Below are 22,097 nucleotides of genomic sequence, written 5' to 3'. Positions count from 1 at the left end.
CAGAACCGTCGGGACACCGCCGCGGCCAGGCGATTCTTCCGCAAACTCCTGAAGAAGACCGGCACAGTGCCGAGGGTGCTCGTTACCGACAAGCTTCGCTCCTACGGCGCGGCCCACCGCGAGGTCATGCCCTCCGTCGAGCACCGCTCCCACAAGGGCCTGAACAACCGGGCCGAGAACAGCCACCAGCCCACGCGGCAACGCGAACGCGCGATGAAGGGCTTCCGCTCCGCCGGCGCAGCCCAGCGGTTCCTGTCCGCGTTCAGCGGCATCTCGCCCCACTTCCGGCCCCGACGCCACCTGCTCACCGCCACCGACTACAGAGCCGAGATGACCGCCCGCTTCGCGATCTGGGAGCAGATCACCGGAGTCGCCTGCCTGCCCACCATGGCCTGAGAGCAGGCCCGCACCGCGGGCCCGCCACGCCCCGACGCGCCGTCAGGCACCCGCACACCCAACAACGTGACAACGCCGTGTGGCCAGTGCGGGTGGCACGGCGGTTCCATGCATGCGGACTTCGTGGCATCTGAAGCAGAACGCCGCCTCGAACAGCGCCAGGTCGAGAGTGTCCGCGTACGCCCGGACGCTCCAACCCGGCGAGAAGCCGCAGCGGTGCTGCTCACTGCCGGGCAAGCTCTCGATCAGGGCCAGGACGCTGGCTGCCTCGCTCCCGATCCAGTGGACACCCGCCCTGCCGGGATACGGGTCGCCCCGTTTTGTCGGGAGTTCGGAGATCCTTACGACCTCCAGCAGCACAGTGGTGGCTACGGCTTCGGCGGGGAGCTGCATGTGCGTAGTCTGCCCTCGCCCAGTACCGGGGCGGTGCGCCTGCCTCTGATGACGGTGATGTCTGTGGCGCTGGCCTGTGCGGACGCACCGGTCATCGTACGCCGCCGCCGTCAGTGACGGAAACCGTGCTCAATAGGCGGTCGCCTCACGGGCCGACTGATGCTCTCAGTCACAGGTCTGTGGCCAGCGGGTTTGTCCGATGTCGGTGTCGAGGAGGTCGAGGAGGTGGAGTTGGACGCCGCGGGTGATCTGGACGGTGGGCGGGTCGGTGATGTTGCCGATCCGCAGGGTGAGTTCGCCGAGGTGGTAGAAGATCATGCGGCCGGTGGGGCGGACGCGGCGGTTGTCGGGGTAGAGGCCGCTCATGGTCTGCTCGGGGCCGAGCGCCCGTCTGACCTGCCGCTCGATCAGGCAGAAGACCAGCAGGGCCAGGCAGATGACCTGGATCAGGGCGGCGACGCGCCGGTTGTGCTGCACGAAGATGGGTGCGACCGCGAGGGGGCCCTTGAAGTCGTGGTAGCGGCGCTCGACCGCACCCTGGCCCTTGTAGTGGATCAGGGCCTGCCCGGCGTCTGCCTGGCCGGCGGGGACGGACGTCAGCAGTGCGTACCAGCCGTCGACCGCAGCTTCGGCCTTCAGCACGCCGGTGTCGAAGTGCCAGGCCAGGACCGGGGTGCCGTCCTCGGTATCGGTGACGGTCCAGCGCAGACAAGAGGTGACACGGCGCTTGGCGGCGATGACACCGATCCGGGCGACGATCTTCTCCCGGGTCTTGTAGTGGCGTCCGCCAGCCGCAGCGGTGAGCTTGTCCAGGTCCTCGGTGGCCTTGGCCAGGCGTTTGTCCCGGGCGGCTTGCTGGCCGGCGGCGTTCGCGGTGGAGTGGACCAGGAGCCGTCGCACGGTAAGCGGCGGATCGCTCTTGCGGGGCCCGGTCAAGGTGTGGGTGTCTTCCAACACGCGGTAGGTCTCGCGCCGCTCGGCGGGTTTACCCGCCTCCCGGTCCGGCGTCCAGTCCACGACAGCGGCCTGCGCGAGATCGAGAGCGGCATAGACCTCGTCCTTGACCTGCGCGGCCGGGGCCGGGGCGATGAACTGAACCCCGGCCGCCAGCAGGGCACGGATGTTGGAGTAGGACACCAGCTTGGAGTCGGCGACCATTAGGAAGTCACGCTCGCCGGCCATGGCCCGCAGGTCCTTCATCGCGCCGACGACCTGGCTGACCTCGGCCGCACCTCCGCCGAAGACCCGGGCATGGAGCGGGATGCCGCCGTCGGCCGACACCGCAAGTCCGGCCTGGACCTGCTTCAGATCGAAGCGCCGGTCCTTGGGATGCCCGTAGCCGATGACGGGGAAGTCCTCGTCCTGGCCCTCGACCGGGAAAGTCCCGTGCACGGACATGCTGGTCATGTCCCAGTGCATCCGGGCCACATCGATCCCGAACTCAGCGATCGCCCGCGCCCCGACCGTGCCCGCGATGTGCTCCAGGTGCGGAGCGATCGCATCCAGTGCCCGGGCCAGACGGTCATCATTGAGCAGACCGGGCTCGATCCCGAAGACCTCTTCCACCGCCCAGCACCTGGCCCAGTCCTCCACCCGCACCAGTGGCGCGGGCGACGTCAGCCGGTTGGCCACCAACGCCTCGATCACCTGCCCGTGCGTCACCAGCGCACTCGCGCCACCAGGACACACCTCGTCGACGATCCCGGCGACATCCAGCCGGCGCAGAAACTCGGCAGCGACAGGCAGAGCGCCCAGACGCTTCTCCACCACGGACGTCACCGCCACTTCAAGGCGCTGACGCTGAGACCGTGGCCGCGGGGACCGGGAAGTCATCGACACACCCACCCAACGCCACACACCCGGCCCAGGACACCCCCCGGCCGGTCACACCATACGAATCAACGACCCGCGAAGTACGGGGCTAGGCGGCGCGCGCCGCCTGACCGCGTTCCGGTGATCACCCGACAAAGACGGTGCGGAGAATGTCGGGTGACCGGGGCAGGTATCGCCGCACGATGGGGGCATGGATGACACGACCTTGGTTGCCCGTTTCCTCCGCGACGGTTTCGTGAAGTTGGAGGGCGCCGTCGCGCCGCGCGTGGCCGCGGACTGCGCGCGGCTGCTGTGGCGGGAGACGGGCTGCGACCCGGACGACCCGTCGACGTGGACGCAGCCCGTGCACTGGGTGGGCGGCATGGCTCAGGGACCGTTTGCCGCCGCTCCCAACTCCCCGTCCCTGCAGCGCGCGTACGACCTGCTCGTCGGCGCGGGACGCTGGGAGCCGCGCTACTCGCTGGGCACGTTCCCGCTGCGCTTTCCGCACGAGGAGGAGCCGGACGACGCGGGCTGGCACATCGAGGGGAGCTATCTGCCGGAGGGCGAGAGCTGGTACTTCACGAATCTGCGCTCCCAGGGCCGGGCGCTGCTCATGCTGTTCCTGTTCAGCGAGGTCGGCGAGGAGGACGCCCCGACCCGGATCCGGGTCGGCTCACACCTCGACGTGCCGAAGGTGTTGGAGAAGTACGGGGAGGACGGGGCGAGCGGGCTGACCCTCGCCCCCGATCTGGTGGCGGCGTCCGACCACCGGCCACTCGCCCTTGCGACCGGGTCCCCGGGCGACGTCTTCCTGTGCCATCCGTTCCTGGTGCACGCGGCGCAACCGCACCATGGGGTGCGGCCACGCTTTATGGCGCAGCCGCCGCTGATGCCGGCAGCACCGTACGAACTGGAGCGGGCCGACGGCGCGTACTCACCCGTGGAGATTGCGATCCGCCGGGGTCTGGGACGGGACACTCCCGGTCCGGACGGAGACGGCACCGACCGCAGCGCCGGATAGACGTGCTTCACGACCATCGCCGGCAAAGTGGTCGTGAGAAGGGAAAGAGAAAGGAGGCCGGGCATGCTGGAGCGGCTGAACCAGGCCATGGAGCACATCGAGGGCCATCTCGACCAGGACCTTGACGTGAAGGAACTGGCACGCATCGCCGCCACCTCGGAGCACCACCTGCGCCGGATGTTCTCCGCGCTCGCGGGAATGCCCCTGCTGGAGTACGTCCGGCGCCGCCGGCTCACCCTCGCGGGCGCCGAGGTACTCGCGGGACGTGAGACGTTGCTGGAGATCGCTGTGCGCTACGGCTACGGCTCCGGCGAGGCGTTCGCGCGAGCATTCCGTGCCATGCACGGCATCGGACCCGGCGAGGCCCGGCGTACCGGCGCCGCACTCACCTCCCAGTCCCGGATGGCCTTCCGCCTCACCATTGAGGGGAGCAGCAGTATGCGATACCGCGTCGTGGACAAGGCGGACTTCACCGTCGTCGGGCTCAAAACCCGGGTACCGCTGGTGCATTCGGGTCCAAACCAGGTGATCATGGACTTTGTCCGTGGGATCGATCCGCAGACCCTGGAGCGCCTGGAGAAGCTGTCGGACCAGGAGCCGCACGGCATCGTAGCGGTCTGCGACGGCATGGACCCTGGCCGCGCCGAGGGCACTTTCCTCGACTACCACCACGGCGTGATCACCTCCGCGGCCGCTCCGGAGGGCACGACCACGTTGGCGGTCCCGGCCGGCACGTGGGCGGTCTTCACCACCTCCGGGCCGGCGCCGCAGGCCATCCAGGAGCTGTGGCGGGACGTATTCACCGAGTGGTTCCCGTCGAACCCGTACCGCACCCGCACCGGCCCTGAGATCCTGCGCGCCCGCCTGTCGCCGCAGAAGACCGAGGTCGACGCCGAACTGTGGCTAGCCGTGGAGCCTGAGCACTGCTGAGTCAGCGGCACCCTGTCGAGCACTTCGACATTGTCCCCGCCTGTCGGCAAACGATCCTTTTCCGACAGGTGGGGAGCCGGGGAAGCCCACCCGACGGCCTGGGTCACGACCTGTCAAAACTTCTGACAGCAACACCGGTTTCCTGGTCCGTTCCTACTCGGCCCCCAACACGTTTCCTCCGTTGCTGTTCGGTGCAACCGTAGAAACGACTGCACCGAACAGCCCGTATCGCGCAATGTGACCAAACCACCCCTTGAGGCGATTCCGCCGGTTACCCCGTCGACCTGAGCGGCGAGCAGCTGGCCTGCTGTGCCACCGCCTGCGCACCCACCGAGCGGGCAAAGGCGAACGTCGCAGCATGGGCGAGCGGGACTTCATCACGCTCGAAGCCTTCGCCACCAGCCGGTTCCCCATCTGGGAACCGGCCGTGACCACCCGTACCAGCGACGTCGGCGTACGGCGGCTCACCGGGAATCTCCACACCTCTACGCGGGATCGCCACCTGGCAGCGGCCACGTTTCAGTAGGTCAGACCTGAGCATCACCCTCAGCTACATGTCACTTCGCCGTAGCTTCGGGAGCGGAGGGGCACAGCCGAGCCTGTCACTTCAAGATCATCCCGTGGCCCCTTTCGGGCTTACCTCGGCGATCCCCCGAGTAAAGGGCCGAGACCGGCGGAACCTGGAGCCGATACGCCCCAGGACATCACGCAAGGTCACCAGCGGGCTGGGTTCCTCGGGGAACTGACGGCAGTTGAATACGAGAGCCCACCAGTAGAGGCCGGACCCGGACGGGATTCGTCCGGGCCGGTCTCTGGCAAGTGAAAGGATCTCCAGAAGCTGACGAAGCATCAGTCAAAACCACAAGATCTAGTGGTTGGATGTCACCACGGCACAACATCTAGTGGTGCGGGGTCCGGTGATGGTCCGTCTGATCCGCTAGGATGAGATTGTCCTCAGCGGCAGAGATGCCGGAGAGGCCCCAACGGCCCATGCCCTGAGAAAGCTGGCCGCGGGGCTCTCCGTCGTGACGTCGTCGAGGGGTCATGTCCCGAACAGGAAGCAGGTACCAACCCAACGATGTCCGTCTACGACACTACCGGAACGCCGCACGTGCCCGGAAACTTCCCGAGCAGCCCGTCCCGCCGGCCGCGGCCCGGCTTCCTTCCCGAGCTGCCGCCCATGCAGACGCCCACGGTCATCATCATCGTGCTGTTCACGGTGGCCGTCGCTGCTGGCCAGTACGAGCTCGCGACCGCCCTCGGAACCCTCCTCGCGGCCCCGCAGTTTGCCCCGCAGAAGGTCTGACGCTCTATCACAGCGGCCCCGCACGTGCTGGCACGTGCGGGGCCACCGCCATGCCCGGCACTGCTGCCTGCCGTCCTGCACGGTCAGCTGGGACTTGTCCGACGTCCAGTTCTTGGTGTCGACGTACAGGGCGCCGGCGACCGTGAAGACGAGGTGGCCGAGGTTGGCCCGACTCCCGGGAGACGTGCGTGGGTTCGCGGATTCTTGGACGCCGTGACGCTGGAACTCACGCGTCATGCCGCCCGTTCAGTACCACCCGCGGTCGAGTTCCGGGCGTGTTAAGAATGCGACTCCGGTAATCCGAGGGGGAGCAAGGTGGCGTCAAGCAGCAGCAAGATCATCAAACTGGAACTGACTGCTCTCGGTAGCCGCCCGCGTAGCTGCCCGCCCGAGGCCCAGGGAGCCTGGAACTACCTTGTTGGCGCGCATGCAAGCGTCTCGGGGCTGTTCGACACCCTCCACGTCCTCCGGCTGAAGTCTGCGGAGGGGAGCGATCCACGGGGCCGACTGTCACACGACCAGACAGATCAGCTACGGGCAGCGCTCGTCTTCAGCTCGTCGGGACTGGATGCGTGTCTGCGTCGACTCCTGCGCGACGCGCTTCCCGTGCTCGTCAACGGCAACAACGACGCAGAGGGCAAGTTCAAGGCGTTCGTCAATGAGCAACTGAACGGCACGAAGGCGCCCAAGCACATCCGAAGCGCTCTGATCGACCGGGGCCCAAGGTCGCGCCTGATCGAGTCCTATGTAGACGCACTGACCGGATCGAGCCTCCAGCAGGTGTCAGACCTGCGCAAGGTAAGGGACGCCCTTGGGATAGCTCCCGCCGACATCCCCAACGCCGTGATCGAGAAGCTCGGCCCATTCTTCGCAGCCCGAAACGAGGTCGCGCACGAGCTTGACCTCGTGGAACCGAGCGGGAGGGGAACGACGACACGCCGCGGACGCAAGATGGCTGACGTCAGAGATCAATGTGACGAGGTTCTCCTCCAGGTCAGGGAGTTCGTTCGCCACTCAGCGAAGCTGATCCGCCAGTGCTGACGATCACGGCCACCGCCTCCTCAACCGTCTGACCGGCGGGCATTCCAGGTGTTGACCGCCGCCTTGCCCCACGGCTGTTCGAGGGCCTCGCCGGCTTCGGGGCCACTGGGACAGCTACCCCTGGCGGAAGAACTCCTGCGCCTCGGCAGCGACAGTCGTCAGCTCTTCGCCAGCGTCAATCACGGTCGCCACAGTGCACTCCCAGCCGCTGGAGAAGACGTCGGCTCGCAGGGTCCAGCTCAGACACACGTGACCGCCCGAACCAAACGTCGCTGCCACGACCAGTCCGTTGTTGACCCAAGACCGCTCGCCCTCCCAACCGCAAAAGTCGCGCGCAAGACCGTCGAGAAACTCGGTCAGGTATCCCGCACCGTCCCAGGCAGACACGGTCACCGCCCCGATCCGTGCGCGCAGGCCGTCATCGACAGCCTCCACGGCGAATACGACCTCGAACTCATCTGTCCGCGACCAGTCGAACAACCGGATAGAGGGCGCTTGCGACCCCACCCCCCGAACGACGAGCTCAACCTGCCCAGGAACCACCTCGACCAGACTCACCCACTGAGGATAAGGACGCCAACACGGCCCGGTCATCGCCACTACGACGCGGTGCCACGTCCCGTCGACGTTGGGGGCCACACCCAGACTCCCGGCAGGAGCATTACGGTCAGTAGTGATTCCGGAGCCAGATTGATCAACTGGCGACAGTTGAATACGCGAGCCCACCAGTACCGAGGCCGGACAAGGACGTCGTCGAGCGCTGACGACCGGGACCCGAACCGCGAAGGGCGTCCGAGCAGCCATTGGAGCTGGCTGCGGACGCCCTTTCGACTGTACGGGCTCCGATGAGCAGGAGGTACCGGGGTCTGAGGAACATCGGTGTCAGATCGTGCGCTAAGCCTTCGTCGGCCCTGGTGGGCGGTCGGCGGGCCGTCGGTAGCGGGGTCGGTCTGAAGTCGTCACCCAGATAACACCCCAATATCTGCGGTAGCTTGATCCGTCACCTGCGGTGACGTTCTCCATCGGCTGCACGAAGCGGCCCTGTTATCTGCGGCAAGGGGGAAACGGTGCCCACGCTCGTTCAGCTGCCGACCGGGAAGGCGGTGACAGTCCGGACGGCGGCCGACCTGTTCCTGGACTCGCTCGGCAACCCGAACACCGTCCGGAACTACGGCATCGCCGTCGGGAAGACCGCCGAGCGCCTCGGTGAGGGCCGGCCACTCGCCTCGGTGGAGGACGCCGAGATCGGGGAGGCGCTGGAGCTGCTGTGGGGCCGCTCGGCGGTGAACACCTGGAACGCCCGCCGCGGCGCCGTGCTGTCCTGGACGGGCTGGTGCTCCGAGCGCGGTTACGAGGGCCCGGCAGTCCCGGCCTGGGCGAAGCGGCTGGCGGTACCGGACTCCGAGACCCCGGCCCGCTCGAAGATGGCCGTCGACCGGCTGATCGCCCGGCGCGACGTCCACCTGCGGGAGAAGACCCTGTGGCGGATGCTCTACGAGACCTCGGGGCGGGCGGAGGAGATCCTCGGCGTGAACATCGAGGATCTGGACTTCGCCGGGCGCCGCTGCCCGGTGAAGGCGAAGGGCGCCCGGACCAAGGCCCGCCGCCGGGGCCAAGTCCGCGCGGACTACGTGTTGGAGACGGTGTACTGGGACGCCGGCACCGCCCGGCTCCTGCCCCGCCTGCTGAAGGGACGCACCCGCGGGCCGGTGTTCGTCACCCACCGCCGCCCGGGGCCCGGCAAGGTCGTCAGCCCGCGCGACGTCTGCCCGGACACCGGGTTCGCCCGGCTGTCGTACGGGCAGGCCCGTGCCCTGCTGGATGAGCACACGGCCGTACGCGGACCCGGAACGGGCTGGGATCTGCACGAGTACCGCCACTCCTCCCTGACCCACCTCGGAGAGCAGGGCGCCTCCCTGCTGATGCTGATGGCGAAGTCGAGGCACAAAAAGCCGGAGAACGTCCGGCGCTACTTCAAGCCGTCTCCGGACGCGATCTCCGAGCTCACCAGCCTGCTCGCCCCGGGCGACAGCCGTCGCTGAGCGCGTAGGCGGCCGGCCGGGGCGACGGCTCGCCTGCTGGCGCTACACGAGGTGGCCGTGGGTTCGGACGGGCACGTCCAGCCGGTCGCCGACCTCGGTGAGGACGTCGGGGCAGAAGTAGTACCAGCGCAGGCGCGTGATCCCGCCGTCGGCCGTCTCGGCGCGCAGGACGTCCTCGACCGCCTCGGGGCCGCTGCCGTCGGCAGGGGTGGCCCACATCAGGACCAGCGGGTCGCCGTCGAGCTCCCGGACTTCGGCACGCCACCGGACGGAGGACTCCAGAACCAGGGTGTGGTGCAGCGAGCCGGCGGCGATCTGGGTCCGTCCGACTTCGTGGGCGACGCCGATGACGTCGCTGACGGCGTCCTCGACGAAGAGCTTGGTCAGCCCGTCCAGGTCGTACGCGGTGAACGCCGTGGCGAGGGCGTCGAGGGTCTCGCGGTCGGGAGCTGTACGGCGAGCGAGCGCGGCCACCCGCTCGGGATCGGCCAGGCGCCCGCGGCCACGGTGCAGTGCGGCCTTCACCGCCCCCTCGGTGGTGCTCAGCATGGCGGCGATCTCCTTCAGCGGCAGGTCGAACACGTCCTTGAGGACGACGGCGGCACGCTCCTGCGGCGCCAGCAGGGTGGTCATCTCCGCGAGCGCATCGCGTACCTCGGCGGGGTCGGCGGCGGGAGGGGCGGCCCGCTCTCCCGGCTCCACGAGGAGCGGGGACGGGCGGCGTACCTGGTCGAGGTAGGCGTTGGTCGCGATCCGCACCAGCCATGCCATCGGGCGCTCGACCGGCTGGTGGGTCTGTGCCGCTCGTGTGAACGCCCGGGCGAGTGCCTCCTGGGCCAGGTCCTCGGCGTCCCACACGCTGCCGGTCAGGCGCCGGCAGTAGCGGAACAACTCGCCGCGCAGCGGCTCCAGCGCGACCAGGAACTCGCGGTGTGCGGCCTGCGCCGCCGCCAGCAGCGGCTGCGGCAGTTGGTCGGGGTCGGGGGACAGAGAGGGCTGAGGCATCGCTTCACGGCTCCTTGCAGGGTGAATGGCTGTACACACCGGTACGACGGGACAGCCTTCACGCCGGATACGTGGCCGAAGCGGTGACCTGGCTCACGCCCGCAGCCCCGTGGTGGCACCGTCATGAGGACGCGCGGGTGAGCGCGGCCAGACGCTCCATCTCGTCCACGCCGTCGTTGCAGCATTGTCCGCACACCAGCCGCCGCTTCTTGGGCTGCTCGGGAAGGCGGACGTCGTAGGGCAGCCGGGACTCGTCGGTGAACTCGCGCAGGTCGTAGTCGCACTCCGCGCAGACCAGCCGCGCGGCACGTGCCTGCTTCTTTGACCAGGCGGGCCACTCCGCCGACAGGGCCAGCTTGGCGATGGCCATGCCCTCGGCCCGGGGCTGGAACAGCGTGAAGTCCCAGCCCGGGGCATCCTCGGGGATGCCGGCGACGGTCTGCTCCAGCGACGGCATCCAGGGGAACAGGTGGGGCAGGTCCTTGCGCAGGACGCGGACCTCCTGCCCTTCGCGCATGGCCTTGCTGTAGGAGGAGGAGGAGGCGAGCGGGAAGCGGAAGGCGGTGACGATCGTGTGCGGGACCTGGAGCAGGTCCAGGTCGCGGCCGATGTCGGCGGCGGTGGCCTTCCATTCGCCGCAGTTGATCTCCCGCCACATGGCCAGCCCGTCCCCGTTCAGCTTGCCGGACGCGTTGATGGTGCTGACGATCCGCCGCTGCGCGGCCCGTGCCTCCGGGGCGACCGCTCCGGTCATCTCCGTCTCCCTCATCCCTACCGGCGTCCACGGGCGGGCGCCGTCTGCACGGACCAACGATCCAGGACCGCGCACGGCCCGGTCCGACTTTCCGCCCGATCGCCCCGCGCCGGCGCCTACTCGTCGTCGGCGGCAGCGTTCTTGTCCCGCAGGGGCCGCAGCCCGCCGGGCAGGTCGGGGAGCTGGAAGGAGTACCGGCCCAGCATGTTGACGTGGTGCCGCACGAACGGGGAGAGGCGCGCGACGTCCTCGTCCCGGACCTCGAAGCCGTCGGCGCGGAGCTGGGTGACGGCGGCGTCCATGTAGCGGGTGTTGAAGAGGACCAGGGCGTTGAGGACGAGGCCGAGGGCGCCGATCTGGTCCTCCATGCCGTCTTGGTAACGCTGGTAGAGCTGCCCCGCCCGGCCGTGGAAGATCTTCCGGGCGAGCGCGTGCCGGCCTTCTTGGAGGTTGGCCTGCACCTTGATCTGGCGGCGGTAGCCGGGCTCGTCGGCCAGGCGCAGGATGTGCAGGGTCTTGGCGATCCGCCCGTAATGGGCGATCGCGTCGCCGAGCGGGGTGGGGCGGCCGTCGCGGGAGAGCATCCGGATCACGTCGTAGGCGCGGACGGCGCCGGTGTGGATGGAGCCGATGATCCGCAGGATGTCCTCCCAGTGCCGCTCGATCCGCGCGAGGTCGACCCGGCCGTGGGCCGCGTCCTGGAAGGCGCCGTAGTCGGCTGTGCGGTCGATGCGCCACATCTTCTGGTCGGGCAGGTCGGCGAGCTGCGGCGCGTACGCGAACCCGGCGAGCGTGAGCAAGCCGAAGACGATGTCGCTGTACGAGGCGGTGTCGGTGACGATCATCTCCGGACGGCGGCCGCCGTCGCGGTCGTAGAGAACGTCCAGCACGTACAGGGAGTCGCGCGGGGTGCCGGCCACCACCTTCCCTCCGAGCCCGGCGGCCTGGTCATTGATCATGTTGAGCCAGGTGGCGCCGCCCCGGCGGCCGAAGTACTTCGGGTTCGGCCGCGCGTACACGCTCGGTACCGGGACGACGAACCGCATCCCGTCCACCGAGGCCACGAGCCCGCCGCCCCACGCCTGGGCGAGACCGATGGACGCCTGGTGCTCGATCAGGGTCGCGTTCGCGGCCCGGTAGGTCGCGAGCCGCAGGTAGGTCTGGTCGACGTGGGACAGCCGCCCGTACTTCAGCGCGTCCGCCCCGCCGATCACCGGGGTGTACCCGACGTTGCAGCCGTGGGCGACGAGCAGCGCGGCGATCGTGACGTGCAGGTCCCTCAGGCGGGCCTCGCCACCGGTGACCGAGGTGAACGCCTGGTCGGCGCCGGTCCACGAGAACACCTCCAGCAGCACCTCGGGCAGGTCCACGCGGGGCAGCATCGCGTTCACCGTGGCCCGCAGATCGAGCAGGGAGGCCGGTTCGGGCTCCGGCTCCAGCGCGGCGAAGTGCAGCCGCCCGTCGTCGTCGAAGACGATCTGCGCGTTGTCCGGCAGCCGCCCGGCGACCTCCCGGTACGTTCCGTCCAGCAGCGCCGCCCGCGCCGCCAGGTGCTCACCCGCCTGACCGGGCAGCCCGAGCGAGGCCAGCACGGTCGGCCTCGCCTGCTCCCACGCCTCACCGGCCAGCAGCTTCGCCCGCGGGTCGCCCCACTTGGAGGAGTTCTTCGCGAACACCTGCTTGCTCCGCAGCATCCGGTGCAGCTGCTCCAGGACGCAGAAGGTGTACGCCTTCCAGTCCACCGTGCCCGGCTCCAGGTGCGGTGCCGAGAGCACCAGGCGCCGCCACGAGCCGACTAGCAGGCCGGTGTCGATCTCGGCCGGGCCGACCTTCTTGCGACCCATGAGGTCCGGCAGCGACTTGAGCGCGTCCAGCACGGCCTCGCCCTCGGGGGTGGCGCCGAAGTCGACGACCGAGATCAGGAGCTTGAGGAACGGCCGGACGGTGCCGAACCGGCTGACCAGCATGGACCGCCACGCCTCGTCCGCATCGGAGTCCAGCGGCGGAGTCAGCTCGAACAGCGCGGCGATCGCGGCGGCCAGCTCGTGCCGGGGCACCACCGCCTCGATCCGCTCCCACATCGCCTCGAACGACTCCACCGCTGGCCCGGTGACCTCCCCGGTGTCGGTGTCGACCAGCTCGCTCGTGGTGTCGAACACGACCTGGAATGCGGTCGCCAGCTTCGCGGAGGCCCGCTCGACGCGCGGCAGCGTCTTCATCTTCTCCTTGACGGTCTCGCGCTCGGCCTTGGCCAGCAGCTTCGTCGCGATCAGCACCTCCAGGAGGTCGAGCGCGTCGTCGACGGCCCGGGTCGTCAGGTAGACCGTCGTGGCCAGCAGCGTCGCCAGTCGGCGGGAATCGCCGTGGCGGCGCAGCAGCGATGCCTTGCCGTCCACGCCGTACCGGGACAGCTCCGCCAGCCGCCGGGGCGGGATCGCAGATGTGTCCAGGTTCCCCATGCCGAGGGCGGCGATCTCTTCCGCCCGCTGGAGCGACCACTCCATTTGCGGACCCGACACCCGTACCGGACCGCGTCGCAGCCGGTCCAGCTCCGAGACCCGCTCGCCGGGCGGCACGGTCAGCAGTGAGTCCAGCACCGCCCGCTGACCGACGCTCAGCAGCCCGTACAGCGTGTCCCACAGCCGCTGGTTCGCCGCTTCCCGCACCGTGCCCACCAGCCGGGCCAGGCGGCTCGCTCCCGGCAGCAGCACCCGGCCCTCGCGCAGCCAGCCCGCCGCCGCGTCGAACAACGCCTTCGGCCCGTCCCCGGTCGTCCATGCCCGTGCATCCAGCCAGACCGCCAGCTCGTCTCGGACCTCGGCGAAGTCCCGCCAGCCTCCGGACTCCTGGATCTCCCCGGCGTGCGTACGGGCCGTACCGTCCCGCTCGCCGTACAGCTTCAGGCACGAGACGTCCGCGATCTCCAGCTGCTCGGCCAGGTACTCGGCCACCTCCGCCGGCACCTGCCGCGGGTCCGGCATGAACCGGCCGAGGAACCGCACGCTCGTGAGCTGGACAGCGAACCCGAGCCGGTTGTGAGCCCGGCGCTTGGCCTGCACCGCCTCCCGGTCCGCGTCGTCCAGGAAGAAGTACCGCTCCAGCTCCGCCCGCGAGGGCGCCTCGTGAAACGACCCGTACCGGGCCGCCTGCTCGTCCGTCAGGAACTCGACCGCCACAACAGCTCTCCGAAGATCGACAACAGCGACCCTCGAAGGCTCCGACGCTCAATCACCCCAGGTCAAAGCCCCAACCAGCCCGGAGAACCCTTAGCGCACGATCTGACACGGATGTTCCTCAGACCCCGTACCGCGCGGTCAGAACCTCAGCGCAACACTCCTCTACCTGCCCTTGCGGGGCTGGGGCACCTTTGGCAGCAGTTCCCACAGGGGCCGCCCGCCGCTGGCCCAGGTCGCGAGAGTCCGCCGATCAGCCAGGTGCATGTGCAGTTGCGCGGCCAAGGGCGCGCAGCGCGCGGAGAACCGGCCGTTCGTGACCACCAGGACGACGTCGGCACCGTAGAGCTGGCGGGCGCACCCGTTGACCCGCTGGAGGTCCGGGGTACCGACCGCCGAGCCACGGTCACCGGCCTTGCGGTGCTTGCACTGAATGACCCAGGTCCGCCCCATCGGGTCGGTGGCCAGCACGTCCGCACCGTTGTCCCCGGCACCGCCGATCTGCCGGGCGTCGGTACAGCCGTCGCGGCGCATCAGGTCACGCACCGCGTACTCGAAGTCCCGGTGGTGCAGGGCGTCCAGCTGCGGAAGCGCGTAGCGCAGGCCCTGCTGCCGGGTCCGCTCCCAAACGAGCTGCTGCTGCCGGCGGTGCGCCCACCATGCCGTGGCCACCACCGCGACGGCCCCCAGCACGACGAGGACCCACGGGTTCGCCGACAACCAGGACACCAGCGCCGACAGCAGCGCGAAGACCGCGAGGCCGCCGACCGCCAGGCCGAGCAGCTGCTCGCGCTGCCGTTGCTGGCGTTTGCTCGGACACCGCTTACGGTGACGCCGCGCCAGCGGGCGCCGCGCCGTCACCGCTCACCCCTGGGCGAAGGGAAACGGATCGGGTAAGAGACCGTCGGCTGCGGTAACGGCTTCTTCTCCCAGCCGGGAAACCTGACCGGATACACCCCAGAAGTGGGGCGCGGGTACGGCTTGCCGCCAGGCCCTTTCGACGGAGCCGTGTTACCCCCGGCGAGAACGACGATCCCGACCACCGCGAGGATAGCCATCTCTCTGCGGGCACCGGCGGCCCACCGGGAATGCCCTTTGACCTGCGTTCCGTCCGCCCGCACGTACGGCCTGATCCACGGCAACTGAACTCCCCCTCGAAGCGGTCGACGACGACCGCCCATCGTGGCACCGGCCACTGACACCGCATCAGCGAACGGGAACCGGAGGCCGGAAAGAAGCGAATGGATCCAGCCTCGCCAACATCAACTAGGTGACCAGCCAACTGAGTTGAGGGATTCGACTGTCAGTGGTGCCGCTTAGCGTGGACGGTTGCCGGGATCCCCCGGTCCGCCCTCTCCCCCTTCGAGGAACCCACACCATGCCTCACGTCCGCGCTCACCGCCGTGCTGACGGAACCTACGTCCGCGCCCACAACCGCCGCGCCCGCCCCCGTTCCAGCGCCACGCCAGCCGTACCGCGCCGCACCACTCCCGCCCGCCCCAGCCAGGTCCGCACACCGGTTCGCCTCGGGCCGACCACCCGCGTCCGTGCCTACCGTCGCGCTGACGGAACCCGCGTCCGCAGTCACGACCGGTTCCTCTCCCACCCCGGCGCCGTGGTGGCCGCCGGCACAGGAATCGGCGGGCTGCTGATCCTGCTGCTGGTCATCGCCGCAGTCTCCTCCGGAGGCGGCAGCCCGAGCGTTCCCGAAGAGCGTTCTGGCCCGTCGCACTCCACTCCCACCTCGCCTACCGACTACGGCGGGCGCTTACCCCGATAGGAACCCCGCTTCCGGCGCGAAACGACGAGGGGGCTCGGCCATCGGCCGGGCCCCCTTTCTCACGCCTGCTCCATGGTCTGCAGCTTGAGGTACAAGTCGCGGAAGGCCGCGGTGAGGCCAGCGATGTTGCGCCAGTACGTGTACGCGGCAGGCTGCGGTGTCGCCGGTGTGGGCCGCACGGCGACATCGAGGTTGCGGTACGCGACACGGAACAGGGCGCGGACACCCGCGCCCCCCTCGTTGTCCTGGCCGTAGTCGATCTCCAACAGGCTCCGCAGGTGCTGGACGAGGGAGTCGGTCCCGTCGTCGATGATGCTGCGGGCGGGCACCGCGATATGGCGAGCGAGTGCGTTGTCGATGGCCAACGACCCGACCACCATGCCCGAGGATGTACGTGCCGAATACCTGCGCGCGAGCGCCGCGGCAGTGGCGTCGATCGTCGCGGACTACCGGGCCTCGGCGGACATCGACGTCATGCACGACCAAGCGGACCTGGACGCTGGGTCGCAGCTGGCCATGCCCGTGACGGTCGTCCAGCAGGACTGGGGCGCGCAGCTCGGCTACGACGCTGCCGGGGTGTGGAAGGCATGGGCGCCGGACCTGGACCACCGGCTGACCCGAGCAGGCCACTTCATGGCCGAAGAGGCACCCGACGAGATCGCAGCCGCAATCCGAAGCCTGCTGGCCCGCTGAGCCTCCTGCTCTCGACTCGTCGGCTGGGCCACGGCCGGTCGGCGAGCGCCAGGTATTCGGCGATCAGCATTCTTTTCTTGCGCTGGGTACCCAGGCGATGCCGCCCGGCCTGCACGGGGTGCAACGAACGGCCTAACGTCTTGGGTGCGCCGGCGGTCAGTCCTCTTCCTCGTCGTCCTCGGCCGCGGGGTCGCGGAAGGGGCGCAGGCCCTGGCCGGGGCCGCTGGCCGTGATGTTGAACAGGTAGCGGCCCAGGAAGTTGATGTGCCGGTCCCTGAGCGGGGAGAGGCGAGCTGCGTCCTCGTCCTTGATGTCGTGGCCCTCGGCGCGGAGCCGGGCCACGGCGGCATCCAGGTAGCGGGTGTTCCACAGCACCACCGCATTGAGGACCAGGCCCAGGGCGGCCAGCTGGTCCTCCTGGCCCTCGCGGTACGCCTGGCGGATCTGGCCGCGGCCGCCGTGACAGATCGCGCGGGCGAGCCGGTGGCGTGACTCCTGGACGGTGAGCTGGCGGTTCATCAGCCGCCGGTAGGTGTCGTCCACCGGGTCGACCAGGGCGAGCAGGTGCATGGTCTCGATCTCGGCAGGTGGCACCTGCGGCCGAATGATCACCCACAGGCGATTGCCTCAAACACCACTCGGTTGGCCACAACGCACTCATGAGGGACTGCGTACCTTGTCATCGCCATGGAGCGTCCTGCGTACCGCGCCGCAGGGTACGGAAAATCTCAGTGCCCAGGTGGGAGTCCCGCGCACTGACTGCGCCGTTCCCCTACAACCGAGTGAGCGGCATCACAGCGACTCTTCCCAAGATTTATTGCCGGTGGTACCGCTCCCTGGGACCGAGGGGTGAACATTCCGCTCGCGAAAGGAGCAGTACACCGTGAACCCCGGATTGAGCCAGAGCACGCGCTTCGCCGACGATGCGTGCGACATCGATGGCCAGGGCCTTCGGCCCGGACCCGGACGTGTGGCGCGATCTTGGACTGTCCGGCAGACTTCACATCGTCCGGACGCTGCCGCGTCCCGGGCGGGGGAAATGAAGGACGGGGGAGCTTGACGATGTGGCATGGAGTGACTGCGGCGGAAGTGCTGCCGCCGGACAGATTCGACTGGTTCGTGGAGACGGTGTCCAGTGCCTTGATGCCGTCGGCGTTCAGTACGCAGGATGCTGCCGGGTTCTACGCGGATGGTGCGCTCTTGGACCTCGGCTCTGCCCAGATGTCGAGGTTCTCGTACTCTCCGCTGCATTCACGACGCACCCCGGCGTTGATCCGCCGTAGGGATCCGGAGCAGTTCCAACTAGGGCTGGTGACCAGGGGCTCCGCGTGGTACGCGCAGAGTGGTGGCGAGGCGGAGCTGCACGCCGGGGACATGGTGCTCTGGGACACCTCCCGCCCGTACGAGTCCGGTTCGGGACTCGACGGCAGCAAGGTCGAGGTCCTCGTCCTGCAGATACCCAAGGCGCGGATGCCGTTGCCCTCCCAGCAGATCGACCGGCTCCTTGCCCGGCGCATGGACAGCGTCACAGGCATGGGGGCGATCCTCGCCCAGTTTCTGGCCACTGTCGCCGGTAACGGCCCCGACTGTCGGCCCCAGGACCTGGGCACGCTCGGGAGCATGGCGGTGGAACTGGCCGCTTCGTGCCTGGTCCAGCAGCTCGGCGCCGAGACGGAGACGCCGGCAGAGACCCGGGCACGTGCGCTGCTGCGTCAGATCGACGCCTTCATCGAGCAGAACCTGGCGGACCCCGACCTGACGCCCCGCGTGATCGCCGACTGCCACCACATCTCGCTGCGCAGCCTGTACACGCTGTTCGAGGACCACGACGACCGCAAAGACCGGGGCGAGGGTGTCGCGGCAGCGATCCGCCGACGTCGGCTGGAGCGCTGCCGTGCCGATCTGGCCCGCCCGCAGCTGCGTCGGCATCCCGTCCACGTCATCGCCGCCCGGTGGGGCTTCACCAACGCGACGGCCTTCAGCCGGACCTTCCGCGCCGCGTACGGAACCACCCCCCACGCGTACCGCTCCGAGGCCCTGGGAGCCGACCGGAGGGCCCGGCGCGTCCGACAAGCAACGGTGCCGCCCGGTTTAGGTGGGCCGGGCGGCACGCGAGCGGGCCCCTCCCGTCTCGACCGGAGGAGACGGGAGAGCCGCGGGTCAGGTGGACGACCCCCTGCAGTACGCGGTCGTCGACTTTCGCACCGGCAAGGCCGTGGGCACCCTCGCCCTGATGCGTCAGGATCCGTCCAACGGCGTCGTCGAGGTCGGCAGCGTGGCCTTCTCACCTCTGCTGAAGCAGACTCCGGTGTCCACGGAGGCCCAGTTCCTGCTCATGTCCTACGCCTTCAACGAACTCGGCTACCGCCGCTACGAGTGGAAGTGCGACAGCCTCAACGCGCCCTCGCGAAAGGCGGCCCTGTGGCTGGGCTTCACCTTCGAAGGGATCTTCCGCCAGGCCATGGTCTACAAAGACCGCAGCCGCGACACCGCCTGGTACTCCGTCATCGACTCCGAGTGGCCGCACGTCGGCAAGGCGTTGCGGGAGTGGCTCTCGCCCGACAACTTCGACGCGGAAGGCCGACAGAAGCGGTCCCTGTCCGTCGTCCGCGCTTCCTACGAGGAGCCGCGACGCTGACGATCCGACACCACCCACCGCACGTCCGCCGAGTGCGAAAGGAACACCAGGGACAGCGCAGGCGTCCGCCCGCGGGCCCGCTCCCAGGTTGCGTCGTCCGCCCGGCCATAAGCCTGTCGAAGGGCAGCACGCTGCTCCGCCGTGAACAGCATCCAGGAACCCGCCAGTGTCCTGTGCTTGGAACGCTGTCGGCAGCAGCACATGGGACACCACCTCCGCGAACCACTCGAACCTGTTGTACGGCGGCACTTCCGCCGCCGTGATCTTCTGCCACATCGCCGAAGCTCACCCGTCGGGTCTGTTCAGGCGCTCCAGCTGCACGCATTGTCAAGAGGGGATGCACGCGATGCGCACGGCCGCAGTCCGGTGACGCATAGGCTCCCTCACGAAGTCCGAGCGGGGGCCGGGTTGATCTCGGTGAGTCGCGTCTTGCCGGTCTGGCTCATCAGCGTTCGCGGGTGTAGCCGGGGGGCCACAATGATCAAGCGCCCTTATTCTCAGCAATGTTGACCATATGTCACATTCATGCTGGATTAAGAGGTGTCGTCGGGACCGTTTCTCGGCCCCGATGTACGGAGGGAAGCTACTTGATGCGGAAACTTGCAAAGTCCATTGTCATGGCCGCAGCGGTTCCGGTACTGCTGGCCGCCACCGCCATTCCGGCGCAGGCGGACGGCTCGGTGACCTGGCGGAACAACAAGACGGACCGGTGGCTGAGCGCGGCGCGGTCCGGCAGTTCTATCGTCACGGGTTCGGTCCTCTGGGACGGACCCAACTCGAACTGGTACGACATCCAGAACAGCGATGGCAGCTGGAACGAGCAGGGCGGTCTTGGCTGCCTCACCGGCTATGGCCGGCAGGTGTACACGGAGCCCTGTGACTCCCGGCGGGACATGACGAACTGGTGGCAGCGCTGGTATGAAATCTCGACCCCGACGGGCTGGAAGCTGCAGAACAAGCAAACCAACTACATACTCGACGACGCCGGCAACGGCGCCATCTACGCCAATGAGAACGACGTCAGCACATCCAAGAACCAGCGCTGGCGCTGACCTGGAGGTCCGCTGAGCGGCCAGGGCCCACCGACGGGGGCGGCGGGCCCTGGCCCGGTTCAGCGCCGTTCGTTGTCCGTCATCAGGAGCCGGCTTCGAGGATCTTCTTTCCTGCTTCGACGTTCTGCTTCTGCTGTCGCTGGACCGCGCGCAGGTGGGTGGCTTGCTTGCCGATGATCTGCTGCTGGTACGCGGCGTTCACCACACCGAGCGTCTGCAGATACTGCGTCTTGCGCTTGCAGATGACGTCCGCGACGGCCACTTCGATCTCGGCCGGAGACGGCGGGGGAAGAGACGCACCCTGCGGAGTGGGGAGGCCACGCCCCAGGAGAGTGCGATCGTGTGCCGGTGCAAGCGGGTTGGGGTAGATGAACCCCGACTCTTTCATGCACGCACTCCACTTGGCCGTGACCTGCTTGACCCGGCTGTCACGGTAAGAAGCGGTGAGGGCCTCCGACCGGTACTGCTGGAGCAGCATGAACAGGCTTTCCTTGTCCTTGCCGAACACTTTGACCCGGGCTTTCCCCTCACAGCCGACTCTGCCGGTGCTCGGATTGTCGAAGAACGCCTGCCTCACTTCCTGCGGGATGTCGCCGCTTGGCTGCGGCTCAGTCGCAGCGGCCGCGGACGGCGCGGCGGTCGTCCCGTCCGACGGCCGGCTCGGGGAGCTACCGGCGTCCGTTTCGGGCTCCCGGTACCCGTACCGCTTCACGGTGTCCAGGTCGATCACGCCGAAGACCACATATGGAGCCGGCTGTTCAGGCCCCTTGCTCAGCCTGAGCGACGCGGGCAGATCCAGGCCCTTCGCTCGCATGCACTCCACACCTGCCGCCGTCTCGGCCCTTACGAGCAGTGTCTCGTCCTCCCGCGAATCGTAGGCGTCCAGTGGGAAGACCTCCGAACCGTCAGGCCGGATGACGACACCGCCACCCTGGTAGTCGACGGGCCTGTCCGGGTTTTCCCCGGTGCCGCTGTCAAGCTGCGGGATCGAAGGCTCCGGACCGGAGATGTTCGGCAGCGCAGGCGGCTCTCCGGCTCGTGGGTCTGCCGCGTCTGTGCACCCTGCCACCGAAGTGATGGCCAACAGGACGGCACCCGTCAGCCAGTACGACCTGAATCCATGTAGTGATCTCATCGAGGGCGATTATGTCATAGACATGCCATAAGTGCGCGATGTCATGACAAGTCCTACCTGTTGCACATCGGGGCCCGGAGGTCCCGGCCCCGGCTGGCGCCGTCGGTCGGCCGCGACGACGGAATGCCGGAGGGCGCCGGAGCTGACCACGACTCCGGCGTTGACCGTGGCCGCGGGAACTCCTCCGCGAACTGGGGGCGCCCCGCGCCCCTATGTCTTTGGTCAAGCTGGCTGGGCCGGGGCGGGTGTCCGGAACGGGAGTGCTCTGGCTGGCTGACTGGCTGGAGGGGGTGGCCCAGCGTCCCATTCCTGCAGTGCCTCGCGAGTGCTCGGCAGCCGGCCTGTTGGCGGGAGCACTGACGGTCTACACTCAACTTGATCTTGAGCTGGTTGCCCGCAACTCAGGCCGACTGATGCTGCGTTGGTGGTCCAAGGAAAGACGCCCCGCTTCCTGCGGGGAGATGCAGGTGCAAGGCCTGCCCGGCGCTCTGATCCGAGCCCCATCCCGCCCCAGGCGGGGTGGGGCTCGTTCATTGACGCCGACGGCGCCTGTGCACCGCCGTTCGTGGAGCTTCACGCCGGGACCCGCGAGTTGTGTGTACGTCAGGCAGAGCACACCTCGCTTCCACGGTAGGAACATCCACGCTGATCTGGCTCTTTACGAGAAACCTGACGCACTCGAGCAGGTGCATATCACCGCGGCGCAGCCCCAGCGGTTCTCAGAGCGCTCCGGCAGAAGGACGGCGCACCGGTCGACGAGCACCCCAGCGGCTGACCGTCCGGGGCCGGACGGCGTCAGAGCTTCCGCCGGAGCAGGGCCGTGACGAATCCGGGCAGTGCCCGGAGTACCGCCACCACATCGGCCCGGTGCGCGCGGCAGATCGCGACGACGCAGACGACTGTGGCGCAGAGCAGGGCGAGAG

19 protein-coding genes and 3 pseudogenes are annotated in these 22,097 nt (G+C 68.7%); 12 read left to right on the top strand and 10 right to left on the bottom strand.

Annotated features, from left to right (window positions below; all coding sequences use genetic code 11):
• Positions 1–396, top strand: a 396-nt coding sequence (locus AB0915_RS30765; RefSeq protein WP_366694201.1) for a DDE-type integrase/transposase/recombinase, incomplete at its 5' end; no start/stop codon positions are given.
• A 42-nt stretch (positions 397–438) separates the two neighbouring features.
• Here AB0915_RS30765 and AB0915_RS30760 read toward each other — a convergent pair.
• On the bottom strand, positions 439–789 hold the full coding sequence (locus tag AB0915_RS30760) for a hypothetical protein (RefSeq protein ID WP_366694200.1): 351 nt from the start codon (positions 787–789) through the stop codon (positions 439–441).
• Between the two features lie 165 nt (positions 790–954).
• Entirely contained in the window at positions 955–2,559 is a 1,605-nt protein-coding gene (locus AB0915_RS30755) for an IS1634 family transposase (RefSeq protein ID WP_366694199.1), read from the bottom strand.
• 253 nt (positions 2,560–2,812) lie between these two features.
• On the opposite strand from AB0915_RS30755, the gene AB0915_RS30750 reads away from it, so the two are divergent.
• The 5 genes from AB0915_RS30750 (at position 2,813) to AB0915_RS30730 (ending at position 6,902) form a co-directional block, all read left to right on the top strand.
• On the top strand, positions 2,813–3,625 hold the full coding sequence (locus tag AB0915_RS30750) for a phytanoyl-CoA dioxygenase family protein (protein WP_366694198.1): 813 nt from the start codon (positions 2,813–2,815) through the stop codon (positions 3,623–3,625).
• 63 nt (positions 3,626–3,688) lie between these two features.
• On the top strand, positions 3,689–4,555 hold the full coding sequence (locus AB0915_RS30745; RefSeq protein WP_366694197.1) for an AraC family transcriptional regulator: 867 nt from the start codon (positions 3,689–3,691) through the stop codon (positions 4,553–4,555).
• A 358-nt stretch (positions 4,556–4,913) separates the two neighbouring features.
• Positions 4,914–5,081 carry a hypothetical protein gene (locus AB0915_RS30740; RefSeq protein ID WP_366694203.1) on the top strand — a complete coding sequence of 56 codons (168 nt, stop codon included), beginning with the start codon at positions 4,914–4,916 and terminating at the stop codon, positions 5,079–5,081.
• Positions 5,082–5,633: 552 nt separating this feature from the next.
• The gene (locus tag AB0915_RS30735; protein ID WP_366694196.1) at positions 5,634–5,861 is read left to right on the top strand and encodes a hypothetical protein; all 228 of its coding nucleotides are present in this window, start codon (positions 5,634–5,636) and stop codon (positions 5,859–5,861) included.
• Positions 5,862–6,176: 315 nt separating this feature from the next.
• On the top strand, positions 6,177–6,902 hold the full coding sequence (locus AB0915_RS30730; protein WP_366694195.1) for a hypothetical protein: 726 nt from the start codon (positions 6,177–6,179) through the stop codon (positions 6,900–6,902).
• A gap of 114 nt (positions 6,903–7,016) precedes the next feature.
• Here AB0915_RS30730 and AB0915_RS30725 read toward each other — a convergent pair whose 3' ends face one another.
• Positions 7,017–7,460 (bottom strand): DUF6228 family protein, encoded by a 444-nt coding sequence (locus tag AB0915_RS30725; RefSeq protein WP_366694194.1) that lies wholly within the window; start codon positions 7,458–7,460, stop codon positions 7,017–7,019.
• Between the two features lie 509 nt (positions 7,461–7,969).
• Here AB0915_RS30725 and AB0915_RS30720 point away from each other — a divergent pair.
• Positions 7,970–8,944: a site-specific integrase gene (locus tag AB0915_RS30720; protein ID WP_366694193.1), complete on the top strand. Its 975-nt coding sequence runs from the start codon at positions 7,970–7,972 to the stop codon at positions 8,942–8,944.
• 42 nt (positions 8,945–8,986) lie between these two features.
• On the opposite strand, the gene AB0915_RS30715 is transcribed toward AB0915_RS30720, so the two are convergent.
• From AB0915_RS30715 to AB0915_RS30700, 4 genes are all read right to left on the bottom strand, one after another.
• Complete coding sequence (locus tag AB0915_RS30715; RefSeq protein ID WP_366694192.1) at positions 8,987–9,949, bottom strand: RNA polymerase sigma factor; 963 nt, start codon at positions 9,947–9,949, stop codon at positions 8,987–8,989.
• 121 nt (positions 9,950–10,070) lie between these two features.
• Positions 10,071–10,703, bottom strand: a complete 633-nt coding sequence (locus AB0915_RS30710) for a hypothetical protein (protein WP_366694191.1) — start codon at positions 10,701–10,703, stop codon at positions 10,071–10,073.
• Between the two features lie 116 nt (positions 10,704–10,819).
• A complete protein-coding gene (locus AB0915_RS30705; RefSeq protein ID WP_366694190.1) occupies positions 10,820–13,879 on the bottom strand; it encodes a Tn3 family transposase in 3,060 nt (1,019 codons plus the stop codon).
• A gap of 162 nt (positions 13,880–14,041) precedes the next feature.
• Positions 14,042–14,617, bottom strand: a complete 576-nt coding sequence (locus AB0915_RS30700) for a restriction endonuclease (RefSeq protein ID WP_366694202.1) — start codon at positions 14,615–14,617, stop codon at positions 14,042–14,044.
• A gap of 637 nt (positions 14,618–15,254) precedes the next feature.
• On the opposite strand from AB0915_RS30700, the gene AB0915_RS30695 reads away from it, so the two are divergent.
• Positions 15,255–15,656 (top strand): hypothetical protein, encoded by a 402-nt coding sequence (locus AB0915_RS30695; protein WP_366694189.1) that lies wholly within the window; start codon positions 15,255–15,257, stop codon positions 15,654–15,656.
• 59 nt (positions 15,657–15,715) lie between these two features.
• Here AB0915_RS30695 and AB0915_RS30690 read toward each other — a convergent pair whose 3' ends face one another.
• A complete protein-coding gene (locus tag AB0915_RS30690; protein ID WP_366694188.1) occupies positions 15,716–16,021 on the bottom strand; it encodes a hypothetical protein in 306 nt (101 codons plus the stop codon).
• On the opposite strand from AB0915_RS30690, the pseudogene AB0915_RS30685 reads away from it, so the two are divergent.
• Positions 16,017–16,349 (top strand): annotated as a pseudogene (locus tag AB0915_RS30685) (alpha/beta hydrolase); the annotation flags it as partial. The gene AB0915_RS30690 and the pseudogene AB0915_RS30685 sit on opposite strands and share 5 nt — an antisense overlap.
• 156 nt (positions 16,350–16,505) lie before the next feature.
• On the opposite strand, the pseudogene AB0915_RS30680 reads toward AB0915_RS30685, so the two are convergent.
• Positions 16,506–16,925, bottom strand: a pseudogene (locus AB0915_RS30680) (Tn3 family transposase); the annotation flags it as partial.
• Positions 16,926–17,411: 486 nt separating this feature from the next.
• On the opposite strand from AB0915_RS30680, the pseudogene AB0915_RS30675 reads away from it, so the two are divergent.
• The 3 genes and pseudogenes from AB0915_RS30675 to AB0915_RS30665 form a co-directional block, all read left to right on the top strand.
• Positions 17,412–18,365: pseudogene (locus AB0915_RS30675) on the top strand (helix-turn-helix domain-containing protein); the annotation flags it as partial.
• A 148-nt stretch (positions 18,366–18,513) separates the two neighbouring features.
• Entirely contained in the window at positions 18,514–18,987 is a 474-nt protein-coding gene (locus tag AB0915_RS30670; RefSeq protein WP_366694187.1) for a GNAT family protein, read from the top strand.
• 590 nt (positions 18,988–19,577) lie between these two features.
• Positions 19,578–20,039 (top strand): hypothetical protein, encoded by a 462-nt coding sequence (locus tag AB0915_RS30665; protein ID WP_366694186.1) that lies wholly within the window; start codon positions 19,578–19,580, stop codon positions 20,037–20,039.
• An 82-nt stretch (positions 20,040–20,121) separates the two neighbouring features.
• Here AB0915_RS30665 and AB0915_RS30660 read toward each other — a convergent pair whose 3' ends face one another.
• Complete coding sequence (locus AB0915_RS30660) at positions 20,122–21,174, bottom strand: hypothetical protein (RefSeq protein ID WP_366694185.1); 1,053 nt, start codon at positions 21,172–21,174, stop codon at positions 20,122–20,124.
• Positions 21,175–22,097 lie beyond the last annotated feature (923 nt).

Source organism: Streptomyces sp. NPDC048411, from assembly GCF_040704695.1.
Taxonomy (GTDB): domain Bacteria; phylum Actinomycetota; class Actinomycetes; order Streptomycetales; family Streptomycetaceae; genus Streptomyces.
This window is presented reverse-complemented; position numbering and strand designations above follow the sequence as displayed.

Excerpts from the sequence above, each read along its gene's own strand:
- AB0915_RS30760 (WP_366694200.1), bottom strand. The coding sequence starts at position 789 with ATGCAGCTCCCCGCCGAAGCCGTAGCCACCACTGTGCTGCTGGAGGTC.
- AB0915_RS30750 (WP_366694198.1), top strand. The coding sequence starts at position 2,813 with ATGGATGACACGACCTTGGTTGCCCGTTTCCTCCGCGACGGTTTCGTG.
- AB0915_RS30745 (WP_366694197.1), top strand. The coding sequence starts at position 3,689 with ATGCTGGAGCGGCTGAACCAGGCCATGGAGCACATCGAGGGCCATCTC.
- AB0915_RS30740 (WP_366694203.1), top strand. The coding sequence starts at position 4,914 with ATGGGCGAGCGGGACTTCATCACGCTCGAAGCCTTCGCCACCAGCCGG.
- AB0915_RS30735 (WP_366694196.1), top strand. The coding sequence starts at position 5,634 with ATGTCCGTCTACGACACTACCGGAACGCCGCACGTGCCCGGAAACTTC.
- AB0915_RS30715 (WP_366694192.1), bottom strand. The coding sequence starts at position 9,949 with ATGCCTCAGCCCTCTCTGTCCCCCGACCCCGACCAACTGCCGCAGCCG.
- AB0915_RS30710 (WP_366694191.1), bottom strand. The coding sequence starts at position 10,703 with ATGACCGGAGCGGTCGCCCCGGAGGCACGGGCCGCGCAGCGGCGGATC.
- AB0915_RS30695 (WP_366694189.1), top strand. The coding sequence starts at position 15,255 with ATGCCTCACGTCCGCGCTCACCGCCGTGCTGACGGAACCTACGTCCGC.
- AB0915_RS30665 (WP_366694186.1), top strand. The coding sequence starts at position 19,578 with ATGCGGAAACTTGCAAAGTCCATTGTCATGGCCGCAGCGGTTCCGGTA.
- AB0915_RS30660 (WP_366694185.1), bottom strand. The coding sequence starts at position 21,174 with ATGAGATCACTACATGGATTCAGGTCGTACTGGCTGACGGGTGCCGTC.